We start from the raw sequence: 13,400 nt of genomic DNA, 5'->3' as shown, positions 1-13,400 counted from the left end.
ATGCTGACTGAGTTGGGTGAGAACCCGACCGGTACATCTTAACAGCAACGCAACAATTATTAAGCCTCTGGTCGGTCATCTGATCTGCTTTTTTTGTGTACAGCATCAAGGAATTGGAATAGAAACGGGACTCGATAGGTTAACAGCTTCATCCCGAATACCAGACCCGACCAGCGACTGCCCCTATGGCTGCTGGCAAAAAGCGACCCTCGATCTCGGCAAAGCGGATCAATTGCCGGTAGAATGGCGCATTGCTTAAGGAGAACCACATGATCGACCCGAAGAAACTGGAAGAGATCGCCAAACAGGTGCACAACTCCCTGCCGCCCGGCATTCGCAGCATGGGTGAAGAGGTAGAGAAGAAGATCCGTCAGGTGCTGCAGTCCCAGCTGGGCAAGCTGGATCTGGTCAGTCGCGAAGAGTTTGACGTACAGACCAAGGTGCTGCTGCGCACCCGCGAGAAGCTGACTGCGCTCGAGGCCAAGCTGGCCCAGCTCGAGCAGCAGCTCGGCGCCAAGGGCGAATAACGCAGGTCGCCCATAAAGCAAACCCCAGCCAGGCTGGGGTTTGTTGTTTCTGGCCTGCCGCAGGGCAAGCAGCAGGCTGGCTCAGCGAGGCCTCCTCGGTCACGCGATGGGACCGGCCTCATGCCGAACTCAGATGAATTCGTAGGCGTCGCCGAAGATGCGCTCTGGCTCGGCGCCCAGGATCTTGAACTCCTCCCGCGCCGCGCCTGCCATCTCGAAACGACCGGCGACATAGATGTCGTAGTCGTGCAGGCTGACGAAGTCATCCATGATGGCCTTGTGCACCATCCCGGTCTTGCCGGTCCAGTCCGCTTCCGGCTCCTGTACCACCGGGATGAAAGTGAGCGGGGCGTAGTCGCGCTCCCACTGCTGCATCTGCTCCTGCTCGTAGAGCCAGTGCGCCTGGCGCACGCCCCAGTACAAGAACACCGGGCGCTTGCTGCCGGTATCGATCAGGTATTCCAGAATGGAGCGGGCATAGGAGAAACCGGTGCCGCCCGCCATCAGGATCAGCGGCCGGGGTGACTCTTCCCGCAGGAAGGCCTTGCCCGCCGCCAGTTCAATCTCGATCTCCCCCTGCTCGCGCATGCGGGCCAGCACCTGGCCGGCATAGGCGTTTTCCGGGGTGGCGCCGATCTGCAGCTCCAGCATGCCCGGACGGGTCGGCGAGTTGGCGATGGAGAAGGGACGCTTGTCCGAATCGCTCATCACCACCAGCAGATACTGGCCCGGCTTGAAGCTGACCTCTTGCAGCGGCGTCAGGGCCACGTGCCAGATGGTGTCGACATATTCGCGCAGTTCCTCTACGCGGCACTTGATACGTTGCATTCTTATCCTTGTGACGGGCTCGCTCGGCCCGCTTTCGCTCTTGATTCACTGTGGACTGGCGACCAGCAAAGTGGTCAGGTCAGTCGAGCATACCCAATTCAGCTCAAATGGCATCAATCTTTTGCATCCCGGCCAGGCGGCATGGCCCGTCGGGCCTGCCGCCGGTCTTCAGCCGAGAATGTTCAGCTCGTCCCAGAGGGCGTCGATCTTCTGCTTCACCGCCTCGTCCTGGACGATGGGCTGGCCCCACTCGCGATTGGTCTCCCCCGGCCACTTGTTGGTGGCATCCAGCCCCATCTTGGAGCCGAGCCCGGAGACCGGCGAGGCGAAGTCCAGGTAGTCGATGGGAGTGTGCTCGATCAGGGTAGTGTCGCGAGCCGGGTCCATCCGGGTGGTGATGGCCCAGATCACGTCCTTCCAGTCGCGGGCGTTGATGTCGTCGTCGCAGACGATCACGAACTTGGTGTACATGAACTGGCGCAGGAAGGACCAGACCCCCAGCATCACCCGCTTGGCGTGGCCCGGGTAGCGCTTCTTGATGGTCACCACCGCCATCCGATAGGAGCACCCCTCCGGCGGCAGGTAGAAGTCCACGATCTCGGGGAACTGCTTCTGCAACAGCGGCACGAACACCTCGTTGAGCGCCACCCCGAGCACCGCCGGCTCATCGGGCGGACGACCGGTGTAGGTGCTGTGATAGATGGCATCCTTGCGCATCGTCATGTGGGTGATGGTAAAGACCGGGAACTCGTCCACCTCGTTGTAGTAGCCGGTGTGATCGCCATAAGGCCCTTCGGGGGCCATCTCGCCCGGCTCCAGATAGCCTTCCAGCACGATCTCGGCGCTGGCGGGCACCTCCAGATCGCAGCTGATGGCTTTCACCACCTCGGTGCGGCTGCCCCGCAGCAGACCGGCAAAGGCGTATTCGGAGAGGGTATCCGGCACCGGTGTCACCGCGCCGAGGATGGTCGCCGGATCGGCACCGAGCGCCACCACCACCGGGAAGCGCTCACCCGGGTGGGCCTCCTGCCACTCGCGAAAATCGATGGCACCGCCGCGATGATCCAGCCAGCGCATGATCAGCTTGTTCTTACCGATCTTCTGCTGGCGATAGATGCCGAGGTTCTGCCGCTTCTTGTAGGGGCCGCGGGTGATGGTCAGACCCCAGGTCACCAGCGGGGCCACGTCGCCAGGCCAGCAATGCTGGATCGGGATCTGGTCCAGATCGACCGCCTCTCCCTCCAGCACCCGCTGCTGACAGGGGGCAGAGGAGAGCCGCTTGGTCGGCATGTTGAGCACCTGCTTGAAGATCGGCAGCTTCTCCATCAGCTCCTTGAAGCCGCGGGGCGGCTCCGGCTCCTTCAGGTAGGAGAGCCAGATCCCCACTTGGCGCAGGGCGGCCACGTTGGGCTGGCCCATGCCCATGGCGACCCGATCCGGGGTGCCGAACAGGTTGGTCAGCACCGGCATGGCGTAACCCTTGGGGTTTTCGAACAGCAGGGCAGGGCCGCCCGCCCGCAGGGTGCGGTCGCTGATCTCGGTCATCTCCAGATAGGGGTCTATCTCGCGACTGATGCGCTTGAGTTGTCCGCTTTGTTCCAGCTGCGCGATGAAATCACGCAAATCCTTGTATTTCATGCAGGTACCCTGTGTTCAGGCGATGCCGCATTATAACCCTGGGCGGGCGGCGGGTGTACCCGAATCGGGCAGCATCACCGGACTTGCATGGCGCTTTTCCTGCCGGGTCAGCCGATCGGCAAGCTGAGCCAGCAGCCTGGGTTCGTCCATCTGCAGCAGCAGGCTGGCCACCTGACCGCTGTATTGGCGATTGCCGAGCTCCGCCAGCAGGAACTGCTGGGCCGTGTCCGGCAGCGGCGAAAGTTGACTGAGTTGCTGCAGAGCGGGCAGCTTGAGACGGGCATTGCGACTGGCGGCAATCAGCAGATCGCTGGCCGCCTGGCCCTGATGAAAACGGCTCACGCTGGCGAGCGCGGCCACGCTGTCGTGATCCACCGGTTGATGCCACAGCTTCTGATAGAGGGTGCTGTCGCCGGTACGCTCGGCCAGCAGCCGCAGCAGCCGGTTGTCGGGCAGGAAGATGCTCATGGCGGCCAGCGTGTGCGCCTCCCGTTGCAGGAGCGGGAGCGGCTGCCGATCGAGTACGGTCAGCAGCGCCTGCTGCTGCTGGGCCAGATCAGGATTGCGGCTGTTGTAGATCTGCTTGAACTCGAACGTGCCCTCTTCCAGCTGCTGGCGATAGTTGTCCTGCCAGGCCTGCTGTTGCCAACGGCTCAACACCTGCCGCGCGGCGGCGGCAAAGTCGTAGGCGGGTTGCTGCACCAGAAAGCCGTCCACCTCTTTTTCCACCAGCCAGCTGGGGGCCTTGAACGACTGGGCACGCACCCAGGCCAGCAGTTGTGGACTGGTGGCCCTGGGTTGACTATTGAGGGTGGCAAGCAGCTGGCACAACAGATACTCCCGCTGCCCCACGGCAAGGGAGTCCAGCAGGGTGTCGATGGCGGCAAACTGCCCCAGCTGCAGCCGGCCGGTCAGATAGTCGAGGTGACCCTGCAGCCCCTCATCGGCCACCAGTGCCGTCCGGGGCGACTGCGTCTCGGCAGCCCCGACCGGCAGCACCAGCAGCCAGCTCAGCAATATCAGGAGTACATGCTTCATGACGTCCCTATCCTTGTGACATCGAGGTTTCATACTACTCAGGCGACCGCAAAATAGATAAACAAAAACCGCGACCTGGGCCGCGGTTTGATGATTTTCGAGTCGGTTACTTCTGCTGGCGCCGCATGGCGTCGAAGAACTCGTCGTTGGTCTTGGTCATGGCCAACTTGTCGATCAGGAACTCGATGCCGTCGATCTCGCCCATCGGGTGCACAATCTTGCGCAGGATCCACATCTTTTGCAGCTCGTCGCCGGTGGTCAGCAGCTCTTCCTTGCGGGTGCCGGAGCGAGTGATGTCGATGGCCGGGTAGACGCGCTTCTCGGCAATCTTGCGCGAGAGGTGCAGTTCCATGTTGCCGGTACCCTTGAACTCTTCGTAGATGACTTCATCCATCTTGGAGCCGGTATCGATCAGCGCGGTGGCGATGATGGTCAGGCTGCCACCCTCTTCGACATTGCGCGCGGCACCGAAGAAACGCTTCGGACGGTGCAGGGCGTTGGCGTCCACACCACCGGTCAGTACCTTGCCGGATGACGGGATAACGGTGTTGTAGGCACGGGCCAGACGGGTGATGGAGTCCAGCAGGATCACCACGTCCTTCTTGTGCTCGACCAGGCGCTTGGCCTTCTCGATCACCATTTCGGCGACCTGGACGTGACGGGAAGCCGGCTCGTCGAAGGTGGAAGCGATCACTTCACCCTTCACCATGCGCTGCATCTCGGTTACTTCCTCGGGACGCTCGTCGATCAGCAGGACGATCAGTTCGCAGTCAGGGTGGTTGTAGGCGATGCTCTGAGCGATGTTCTGCAGCAGCATGGTCTTACCGGCCTTGGGCGGTGCCACGATGAGGCCGCGCTGGCCTTTACCGATCGGGGAAGCCAGATCCAGTACGCGGGCGGTGATGTCTTCGGTGGAACCGTTGCCACGCTCCATGCGCAGACGCTCGTTGGCGTGCAGCGGAGTGAGGTTTTCAAACAGGATCTTGTTGCGGGAGTTTTCCGGACGGTCGTAGTTGACCTCGTTGACCTTGAGCAGCGCGAAGTAACGTTCGCCCTCTTTCGGCGGCCGGATCTTGCCGGAGATGGTATCGCCGGTGCGCAGGTTGAAACGGCGGATCTGGCTCGGGGAGACATAGATGTCGTCCGGGCCGGCCAAGTAGGAGCCGTCTGCACTACGCAGGAAGCCGAAACCATCGGTCAGGATTTCCAGCACACCGTCGCCAAAGATATCCTCGCCACCCTTGGCGTGCGCCTTGAGGATCGCGAAAATAATGTCTTTCTTGTGCGCCCGAGCCAGATTTTCCAACCCCATGGATTCGCCAAGCTGTACCAGCTCGGACACAGGAGTGTTCTTTAATTCAGTCAGATTCATAGTGGTGAAAGTCTGTAAGCAAGGATTGAAATGAGGAGACAGTCTGCTGGATTGATGCTGATCGGATTTGATTTGCCAGGCTGATGTGTGAGCAAAGAGTCAGGCAAAAAGGTTAGCAAACGAGCGATAAATTAGCACCAATCGGGGTGAGCGTCTAGGTGATAAAACAGAAGGAGCGCATTATTGCAATGCGCTCCTCTTTGATTATTACAGGTTACCGTCCAGAAACTCTTTCAGCTGAGTCTTGGACAGGGCACCGACCTTGGTCGCTGCCACTTCGCCATTCTTGAACAGCAAGAGGGTCGGAATACCACGAATGCCATACTTGGGCGGAGTGTCGGCGTTATGGTCGATGTTCAATTTCGCCACGGTCACGCGACCGGCATACTCTTGGGCGACTTCGTTCAGGATCGGGGCAATCATCTTGCACGGACCACACCATTCGGCCCAGAAGTCGACCAGAACGGCGCCATCGGCTTTGATTACATCTGCCTCGAAGCTGGCATCGCTCAGCTGAACAATCTTGTCACTCATCTCCAACTCCAGTCAGTAATTAAGGCTTTATTGACGTATCAACAAAGGCAATAGTTGCCCTATTTGAAATGATCCTGTTTATTATTGCAAGCCTAACCTGATAACCTACCGCCATGAGCAAAACACATTTAACGACCGACAAATTCGCCCAAATGGGCCTCGAACCCGAAGTTCTGGCTGGTCTGGAATCAAAGGGATTTCACTATTGCACCCCCATCCAGGCACTGTCTCTGCCACTGCTGGTAGAAGGTCATGACCTCGCCGGTCAGGCCCAGACAGGGACCGGCAAAACCCTTGCCTTCCTGGCCGCCACCTTCAACTATTTGTTGACCCATCCGCTGACCAAGCCGCGCCTCATCAACCAGCCGCGCGCCATCATCATGGCCCCGACCCGGGAGCTGGCGGTCCAGATCTACAACGACGCGGAGAGCATGTCCGCCTCGACCGGCCTCAAGCTCGGCCTCGCCTACGGTGGCGAAGGGTACGACAAGCAGCTGGCCGTGCTGGAGCAAGGGGTCGACATTCTGATCGGCACCACCGGCCGCATCATCGACTATTTCAAGTCCAAGGTCATCGATCTGAGCAACATTCAGGTCGTGGTGCTGGACGAAGCGGATCGCATGTTCGATCTCGGCTTCATCAAGGACATCCGTTTCCTGTTCCGCCGCATGCCGCCCGCCACCGAGCGTCTGAGCATGCTGTTTTCCGCCACCCTCTCCCTGCGGGTGCAGGAGCTGGCTTACGAACACATGAACCACCCGGAACATGTGCAGATCGAGCCGGAGCAGATGACCGGCGTGCGGATCAAGGAGGAGCTGTTCTACCCCTCCAACGAAGACAAGATGTTGCTGCTGCTCTCCCTGATGGAAGAGGAGTGGCCGGAGAAAGCCATTGTCTTCGCCAACACCAAGCACGTCTGTGAAGACGTTCATGCCTGGCTGGAGAACGACGGCCACCGTGTCGGCCTGCTGACCGGTGACGTGCCGCAGAAGAAGCGGATGAAGATCCTGGAAGACTTCACCAAGGGCACGGTCGACATTCTGGTTGCCACCGACGTGGCCGCCCGCGGTCTGCACATCCCGGACGTGACCCACGTCTTCAACTATGACCTGCCCGACGACGCCGAAGACTACGTACACCGCATCGGTCGTACCGGTCGTGCCGGCAAGAGCGGTCACTCCATCAGCCTGGCCTGTGAAGACTATGCCTTCAACCTGCCGGCCATCGAGGAGTATATCCACCACCCGATCCCGGTCAGCAAGTATGACCGTGAGGCGCTGCTGGATGACGTGACCGCACCGAAGCGGGTGTTCCGCAACCGTCAGCCGGTGAATCGCAACATGCGCGATCGCCAGGGCGGTGGCAACAGCAACAACCGCCGTCGTCCGCCCCGCAAGAGCTGAAAGGACTGGCCCAGTTGCACAACTCGCCGCTCTATGCTGCCATCGACCTCGGCTCCAACAGCTTTCATATGCTGGTGGTGCGCGAGGTCGCCGGTGCCCTGCGCACCGTCACCAAGGTCAAGCGCAAGGTTCGCCTCGCCGCCGGGCTCGATCCGGAGTTTCGCCTCAGCCGTGCCGCCATGGAGCGGGGCTGGGACTGTCTGCGCCTGTTCTCCGAACAGTTGCAGGACATTCCGGCCGACAACATCCGGGTAGTGGGCACCGCCACCCTGCGCCTTGCCACCAACGTCGACGAATTCCTCAGCGAAGCGGAACGGGTGCTCAACCACAGCATCGAGATCATCTCGGGCGAGGAAGAGGCCAAGACCATCTACGAGGGGGTCTCCTGGACCTCGGCCGGGGAAGGCAACCGGCTGGTGATCGACATCGGCGGCGCCAGTACCGAATTGGTGATCGGCGAGCACAGCGAAGCGAAACTGCTCAACAGCCTGCACATGGGCTGCGTCACCTGGCTCAACAACCACTTCGGTGACGGCGAGCTCTCCGAGGCCCGCTTCAAGCAGGCCATCGCCGCCGCCAAGGCGGTGCTGGAGAAGGTGGCGGAAGATTATCGTGCACTCGGCTGGCGCACCTGTGTCGGCGCCTCTGGCACGGTGCAGGCGCTGCAGGAAATCATGCTGGCGCAGGGGAAGAGCGAGCGGGTCACTCTGCCCAAGCTGCAGGAGCTGATGGGTCAGGCCATCGCCTGCGGCAAGCTCGACCAGCTGCAACTGGAAGGACTGGCGGCCGAACGGCTGACCGTGTTCCCCTCCGGTCTCGCCATCCTGATCGCCATCTTCGAAACCCTGAACATCGAGAGCATGACCCTGGCGGGTGGCGCCCTGCGCGAAGGGCTGATCTATGGCCTGCTCGGCAACAATCACGACTGTGATGCCCGTGATCGCACCGCCGACAGCCTGATCAATCGCTACCAGCTGGACAAGGAGCACGCCGAACGGGTGCGCGACACCGCCGTCGAGGCGTTCAACCAGCTGCAGCCGGCCTGGCGACTCTCGAAACGCTACGGTCGCCCGATCCTGCGCTACGCGGCCCTGCTGCACGAGATCGGCCTCTGCATCGAATACAAGAAGGCGCCGCAACACGCCGCCTACATCATCGACAACATCGACATGCCTGGCTTTACCCCGGCCCAGAAGAAGCTGTTGTCGGCCCTGCTGTTCAACCAGCGGGACGAATTCAAGCTGGAACCGCTGGAGAAACAGGGCGCCGTCACCGGTCGCCAGGCGATCCGGCTGGCCCGCATCCTGCGCATCGCGCTGATCCTCTGCATGCGCCGCACCCAGGGCACAGTGCCCCGCTTCACCCTCGAAGCCGATGAAGATGCGCTGACCCTGACCCTGCCGAGCGGCTGGCTGGACGAGCACTACCTGCGCGCCAGCGAGTTGCGTTTCGAGGTGGAACGCCAGCAGAAGATGGGCTGGCCCACCCGGCTGCTGGAAGCCTGAGCCGCACACCTCATGGCCGATTACCAACCCGTCAGCTGTGACCTGTACGACTGGCTGGAGATCGCCGCCAGCTGGCAACTGCCAGTCACGATCACCGACCGGGATGGACGAACCTGGACGGACAGGATCCGCACCATAGAAGCCAGCGACGGAGTGGAATATCTGCTGCTGGAGAGCGCTGAGCGCCTCAGTCTGGCGGACCTAGCGACCATGAAGCTCGTCTGGCAAGGGGAAGAAAAGCGGATCCACTTCGCTCCACCCCGCAACCAATGAATAGCAAGAGGGCCAACCTGATCAGGTTGGCCCTCTTCGTTTGACGCTCAGACTCCCTGCCAGTCGCAACTCAACTCGCCAGCGCCGCCATCACGTAGACGTCGAAGCGGTTGCTCTTGGTCTCGATGGCCATGCTCGGCTTGTGCTCGTTGAGCCAGCCGGCGTAGTCCGGCCGTTTCACCACCACCCGCTTGTCCGCCATGGCGAGCGCCGCCGGCAGCAGGGCATCGGCGTCAAGATCCGGCCCCACCAGCGACTGAAACACCCGCATCTCTTTTTTCACCAGCGCCGACTTCTGCTTGTGGGGGAACATGGGGTCGAGGTAGATGACATCGGGCCGCTCACTCAGCCCCAGCAAGGTCTCCACCGCCGGGCCGTGCAGCAGCTGCATCCGCTCGCGCACCCAGGGGCCGATCTCGGGGTCCAGCGCGGCCCGCGCCAGCCCGTCCTGCAACAGGGCGGCCACCACGGGGCTGCGCTCGATCATGGTTACCTTGCAGCCGAGGGAGGCGAGCACGAAGGCATCGCGTCCCAGCCCGGCGGTGGCATCCACCACGCGCGGCATGGCACCCGCCTTGAGCCCCACCGCCTTGGCGATGGATTGGCCACGACCACCGCCGAACTTGCGGCGATGGGCGACCGCCCCTTCGACGAAGTCCACGTAGACCGCGCCCAGCTTGGGCTCGTCCAGCTTGCGCAATTCCAATCGATCCGGAGTGAACACCAGGGCAAACTGGGGAAGGTCGGTCTGGCCGAGCTGGCTGGCCAGGGCTGCTGCCTGAGGTGCCTTGGCGGGGTCTTCGAGGAGGATTTGCATGGTCTCTGGATGCGTTCTAAGTTCAGTGAAGCGAGTGTATCACAGCCTCTTTGTGCCGCCGTAGGGAGGATCCCTCATGCATCTGCTCATCGCCCTGCTTCTCGCCGTGCAGAGTGGCCCCCATCTGAAAGTCTGCGGCGTAGACTGGCCACCCTTCTCCTACGCCGAGCAGGGCAACCTGATGGAGGGCATATCGGTCGAGATCCATCAGGAGGTGGCACATCGCCTCGGCATGAGCCTCACCCTGCTCGAACTGCCGTGGGGACGCTGCGAACAGTATGTCAACACGGAGCTGGCGGACGGCATTCTCGACAATGCCCCCCTGCCCGGCTGCCACCACTCGGATCTTGCCACCGCCTTCTATCCGCTGGCTGCCTATGTGCGCAGCGACAGCCCGCTGCAAATCTTCTCATGGGAGATGGCCAAGGGGCTGAAAGTGGGGATGGTCAGGGGCTATGACTACACCGAGAAGATCAGGAGTTTCACCGGCTGGGAACCCATCAAGGCCCACTCCGACAAGCAGTTGCTGCTGATGCTGGAGAAGAGCCGGGTCGACATGATAGTGCTGGATTACTTCTCAGCCCCCATTCTCTCCAAAGAACAGGACGTCAAAATCCGCGCACTTACCCCCTTCATGGACTCGACCCCGCTCTACCTCTGTTTTGGCAAGCACAAGGCAGACCTGCTGCCTGCCTACAACAAGGCACTGCAACAGATGCTGGACGAGGGCGTGCTGGATCGCATCTATCTGCGCTACCTCGGGGAGGATTACCGGACACTGAAGGAGAAACAGGAAAAGATCAAAGCGGCGCAGTAACGCTTAGCTGGTCTGCAGGAACATGCTCTTGTCGTTGAGCTGCAGGTACTCGGTAAGGTCGTCGTAGGCCAGCGGCCGGCTCAGCAGATAGCCCTGCGTGAAGGCACACCCCTTCTGGCAGAGGAAGTTGAGCTGCTCGCGAGTCTCCACCCCCTCGATCACCACTTGCATGCCGAGGTTGTGCACTATGTTGATGATGCCGTCCAGCAGCAGCCGGTCCTGTTCATTGAACGGGATGTGGCGCACGAAGGCCCGATCGATCTTGACCAGATCCACCGGGAAGTTGCGCAGATAGTTGAGCGCCGAATAGCCGGTGCCGAAGTCGTCGATGGCCAGCTTGCAGCCGGCCTCACGCAGGGCATCGATCCGCACCCTGTGCTGATCGCTGGTCTCCATCAGCAGAGACTCGGTGATCTCGATGACGATGTCCGCCGGGTCCAGCCCGAAGTGGTGGATCACCTTGAGCCACTCGCTCGCCTCCGGGTCTATGGTCTGGAACTCCAGGGTGGAGCGATTGATCGACATCTGCAGATCCGGGAAGCCGGATTGCTGCAGCCGCGCCAGATCCCGGCACGACTGCCACAGCACCAGCGCCCCCAGCCCCTGGATGAGCCCCGCCTCCTCCGCCAGCGGAATGAAGTCCGCCGGCGACACCTGGCCCCAGTGCGGGTGGTACCAGCGCACCAGCGCCTCCAGCTTGGCGACCCGGCCGCTGCGGTTGTCCCAGATCGGCTGGTAGGCCATGGTCAGCTGCTCGAGCTTGATCGCCTCCGCCAGATCCTGCTGCATCTGGTGGCGCTGGCGCACCTCTTCGCGCATGGAGGCACAGTAGCTGCCGAGCAGCCGTCCCTGCCGCTTGGCGGCAAACAGCGCCTGTTCGGCGTTGCGCAGCAGCTCGTCGCTCTCCAGGCCATCGCCCGGGCAGAGGGTGATGCCGATGGTGGCTGTCACGTAGAGGTGCTGGTTGGCCAGCATGAAGGGGCGGGCGAAGCCGCCGATCACCTGCTTGGCAAACACCTCGGCCTGACGGCGGTTGACGATGCCCGGCACCAGGAAGGCGAACTCGTCGCCGCCGATGCGGGCCACCAGGTCCTCGGTGCGCACCCGGCTCACCAGCCGATCCGACACCTCCCGCAGCAGGGCGTCACCGGCGTGGTGATCCATGCTGTTGTTGACCGCCTTGAAGTTGTTGAGGTCGAGCACCATCAGCGCGAAGCGCTCGCCCCGCTCGCAGAAGCGGCTCAGGCAACGGCCGAACAGCCAGCGGTTGGGCAGCCCGGTGAGGTTGTCGTAGTTGGCCTGGGCGGCGATCTTCTGCTCCGCCAGCTTGGTCTGGGAGAGGTCGCTGAAGATGGCGATGTACTGGCTGATGCGCCCCCCTTCCCGCAGGGTGCTGATCATCAGCTGCTGGGGGTAGAGCTTGCCGTTCTTGCGCTTGTTCCACACCTCGCCACGCCACACCCCCACCCGCTCCAGCGCGTGGTACATGTCGGCGTAGAAGGCCTGATCGTGCAGCCCGGACTTGAGCATGCTGGGCCGCTGGCCGCACACCTCCTCCTCGCTGTAACCGGTGATCTGCTCGAACGCCGGGTTGACCGAGATGATGCGACTGTCGGCATCGCACACCAGGATCGCCTCGGAGAGGTTGTCGTAGACCCGGTGGGAGAGCTTGAGCTGTTCGGCGTGGCGCTTGAGAGGATCGATGTTCTCTAGCACCACCATCAGGTAGTCGGGCTGCAACTGATCGTCCCGCACCAGGGTGACGGTGACCCGCCCCCACAGCACCTGACCGTCCCGGTGCAGGTAGCGCTTCTCCTGGGTGAAGGCGGTGCGCTCGCCACGCTTGAGTTCTTCATAGCAGGAGGCGCTGCGCAGCCAGTCTTCCGGGTGATTGAGCTCGGCGGCGGTGCGGTGCAACAGCTCGCTCTGGCTGTAGCCCAGCATCTTTTCGATGGCCGGATTGGTCCAGAGGATCTTGCCGTTCAGATCGAGCTTGCCGATCCCTACCGGCGCGTGGGACATCATGGTGTGCAGAAAGTCGTGGTACTCGGGCTGGGGCGGTGCCGGCTGTTGCAGCATCAGCGCCAGTTCGCGCCCGGCCAGCGGAGCCAGCAGGCGCAACAGGCCCATCACCTTGTCCATGTTGGTGAGCGGCCGCTTGAACAGCACGCTGCAGATGCCGACCGTCTCCCCCTGGGCACTCTTGAGGGCGATGCCGGCATAGGCCTGGATGTGCCAGGCCTGCAACACGGCGGCATGGGGAAACAGCTGCTGTACCCGATCGCTGAACCAGGTCTCTCCCTCCTGCAGGGTGATCTCCCCCAGGGTGGCGCTGACCGGAAAGCTGAAGTTGGTGGTGTCGAGAGACGCGGGGTGGGCGGCGTGCACCTTGAAAGAGAGCCCCGCTTGATCCCTGCCTGAAATCAGGACGAAGTCGGCCCCGACCGCTGCTGCGATTTCACTCACAAAGGTATCGAAATATCCCTGACCACTCGAATGAGACAGACTTGAGATGATTTGATAGACAGACTCGAGTGCTCGCCTCATGGCAAGGTTCTTTCTCTCCTTGGAAGGTAGGACCCGACTCTACTGAAGAGCCGGGGACAGTGCAAACATGCTATCCGCAAGATATTAAAAAGCCTTGAGAA

At 61.8% G+C, this 13,400-nt stretch carries 12 protein-coding genes; 5 read left to right on the top strand and 7 right to left on the bottom strand.

Annotated elements, in window-relative coordinates:
• Positions 1–269 precede the first annotated feature (269 nt).
• Entirely contained in the window at positions 270–527 is a 258-nt protein-coding gene (ubiK, locus tag AACQ43_RS21560) for a ubiquinone biosynthesis accessory factor UbiK (protein WP_005307315.1), read from the top strand.
• A gap of 129 nt (positions 528–656) precedes the next feature.
• Here ubiK and fre read toward each other — a convergent pair whose 3' ends face one another.
• The 5 genes from fre to trxA form a co-directional block, all read right to left on the bottom strand.
• A complete protein-coding gene (gene fre, locus AACQ43_RS21555) occupies positions 657–1,355 on the bottom strand; it encodes an NAD(P)H-flavin reductase (RefSeq protein WP_168968662.1) in 699 nt (232 codons plus the stop codon).
• A gap of 168 nt (positions 1,356–1,523) precedes the next feature.
• Positions 1,524–2,993, bottom strand: a complete 1,470-nt coding sequence (gene ubiD, locus AACQ43_RS21550; protein ID WP_017410827.1) for a 4-hydroxy-3-polyprenylbenzoate decarboxylase — start codon at positions 2,991–2,993, stop codon at positions 1,524–1,526.
• A 30-nt stretch (positions 2,994–3,023) separates the two neighbouring features.
• On the bottom strand, positions 3,024–4,031 hold the full coding sequence (locus tag AACQ43_RS21545; RefSeq protein WP_168968661.1) for a hypothetical protein: 1,008 nt from the start codon (positions 4,029–4,031) through the stop codon (positions 3,024–3,026).
• 106 nt (positions 4,032–4,137) lie between these two features.
• Positions 4,138–5,403 carry a transcription termination factor Rho gene (gene rho, locus AACQ43_RS21540; RefSeq protein WP_005307308.1) on the bottom strand — a complete coding sequence of 422 codons (1,266 nt, stop codon included), beginning with the start codon at positions 5,401–5,403 and terminating at the stop codon, positions 4,138–4,140.
• A gap of 207 nt (positions 5,404–5,610) precedes the next feature.
• A complete protein-coding gene (trxA, locus tag AACQ43_RS21535; RefSeq protein WP_005307306.1) occupies positions 5,611–5,937 on the bottom strand; it encodes a thioredoxin TrxA in 327 nt (108 codons plus the stop codon).
• Between the two features lie 113 nt (positions 5,938–6,050).
• Here trxA and rhlB point away from each other — a divergent pair, with 113 nt between their 5' ends.
• The 3 genes from rhlB to AACQ43_RS21520 are packed head-to-tail and all read left to right on the top strand — an operon-like array spanning position 6,051 to position 9,118.
• Positions 6,051–7,340 carry an ATP-dependent RNA helicase RhlB gene (rhlB, locus tag AACQ43_RS21530; protein WP_011704129.1) on the top strand — a complete coding sequence of 430 codons (1,290 nt, stop codon included), beginning with the start codon at positions 6,051–6,053 and terminating at the stop codon, positions 7,338–7,340.
• Positions 7,341–7,354: 14 nt separating this feature from the next.
• A complete protein-coding gene (gene gppA, locus AACQ43_RS21525) occupies positions 7,355–8,845 on the top strand; it encodes a guanosine-5'-triphosphate,3'-diphosphate diphosphatase (protein ID WP_016348957.1) in 1,491 nt (496 codons plus the stop codon).
• A gap of 12 nt (positions 8,846–8,857) precedes the next feature.
• Positions 8,858–9,118: a Rho-binding antiterminator gene (locus AACQ43_RS21520; RefSeq protein WP_168968660.1), complete on the top strand. Its 261-nt coding sequence runs from the start codon at positions 8,858–8,860 to the stop codon at positions 9,116–9,118.
• Positions 9,119–9,188: 70 nt separating this feature from the next.
• Here AACQ43_RS21520 and AACQ43_RS21515 read toward each other — a convergent pair whose 3' ends face one another.
• The gene (locus AACQ43_RS21515; RefSeq protein ID WP_168968659.1) at positions 9,189–9,935 is read right to left on the bottom strand and encodes a class I SAM-dependent methyltransferase; all 747 of its coding nucleotides are present in this window, start codon (positions 9,933–9,935) and stop codon (positions 9,189–9,191) included.
• A gap of 76 nt (positions 9,936–10,011) precedes the next feature.
• On the opposite strand from AACQ43_RS21515, the gene AACQ43_RS21510 reads away from it, so the two are divergent.
• Positions 10,012–10,752: a substrate-binding periplasmic protein gene (locus AACQ43_RS21510; RefSeq protein WP_168968658.1), complete on the top strand. Its 741-nt coding sequence runs from the start codon at positions 10,012–10,014 to the stop codon at positions 10,750–10,752.
• Between the two features lie 3 nt (positions 10,753–10,755).
• Here AACQ43_RS21510 and AACQ43_RS21505 read toward each other — a convergent pair whose 3' ends face one another.
• On the bottom strand, positions 10,756–13,299 hold the full coding sequence (locus AACQ43_RS21505; protein WP_168968657.1) for a putative bifunctional diguanylate cyclase/phosphodiesterase: 2,544 nt from the start codon (positions 13,297–13,299) through the stop codon (positions 10,756–10,758).
• Positions 13,300–13,400 lie beyond the last annotated feature (101 nt).

It is taken from the genome of Aeromonas sp. DNRA1 (assembly GCF_963888745.1).
In the GTDB taxonomy this organism is placed as follows: Bacteria; Pseudomonadota; Gammaproteobacteria; order Enterobacterales; family Aeromonadaceae; genus Aeromonas; species Aeromonas hydrophila.
This window is presented reverse-complemented; position numbering and strand designations above follow the sequence as displayed.

Bases quoted from the DNA above. Each gene is read 5' to 3' on its own strand.
- ubiK (WP_005307315.1), top strand. From the start codon at position 270: ATGATCGACCCGAAGAAACTGGAAGAGATCGCCAAACAGGTGCACAAC.
- fre (WP_168968662.1), bottom strand. From the start codon at position 1,355: ATGCAACGTATCAAGTGCCGCGTAGAGGAACTGCGCGAATATGTCGAC.
- ubiD (WP_017410827.1), bottom strand. From the start codon at position 2,993: ATGAAATACAAGGATTTGCGTGATTTCATCGCGCAGCTGGAACAAAGC.
- AACQ43_RS21545 (WP_168968661.1), bottom strand. From the start codon at position 4,031: ATGAAGCATGTACTCCTGATATTGCTGAGCTGGCTGCTGGTGCTGCCG.
- rho (WP_005307308.1), bottom strand. From the start codon at position 5,403: ATGAATCTGACTGAATTAAAGAACACTCCTGTGTCCGAGCTGGTACAG.
- trxA (WP_005307306.1), bottom strand. From the start codon at position 5,937: ATGAGTGACAAGATTGTTCAGCTGAGCGATGCCAGCTTCGAGGCAGAT.
- rhlB (WP_011704129.1), top strand. From the start codon at position 6,051: ATGAGCAAAACACATTTAACGACCGACAAATTCGCCCAAATGGGCCTC.
- AACQ43_RS21520 (WP_168968660.1), top strand. From the start codon at position 8,858: ATGGCCGATTACCAACCCGTCAGCTGTGACCTGTACGACTGGCTGGAG.
- AACQ43_RS21515 (WP_168968659.1), bottom strand. From the start codon at position 9,935: ATGCAAATCCTCCTCGAAGACCCCGCCAAGGCACCTCAGGCAGCAGCC.
- AACQ43_RS21510 (WP_168968658.1), top strand. From the start codon at position 10,012: ATGCATCTGCTCATCGCCCTGCTTCTCGCCGTGCAGAGTGGCCCCCAT.
- AACQ43_RS21505 (WP_168968657.1), bottom strand. From the start codon at position 13,299: ATGAGGCGAGCACTCGAGTCTGTCTATCAAATCATCTCAAGTCTGTCT.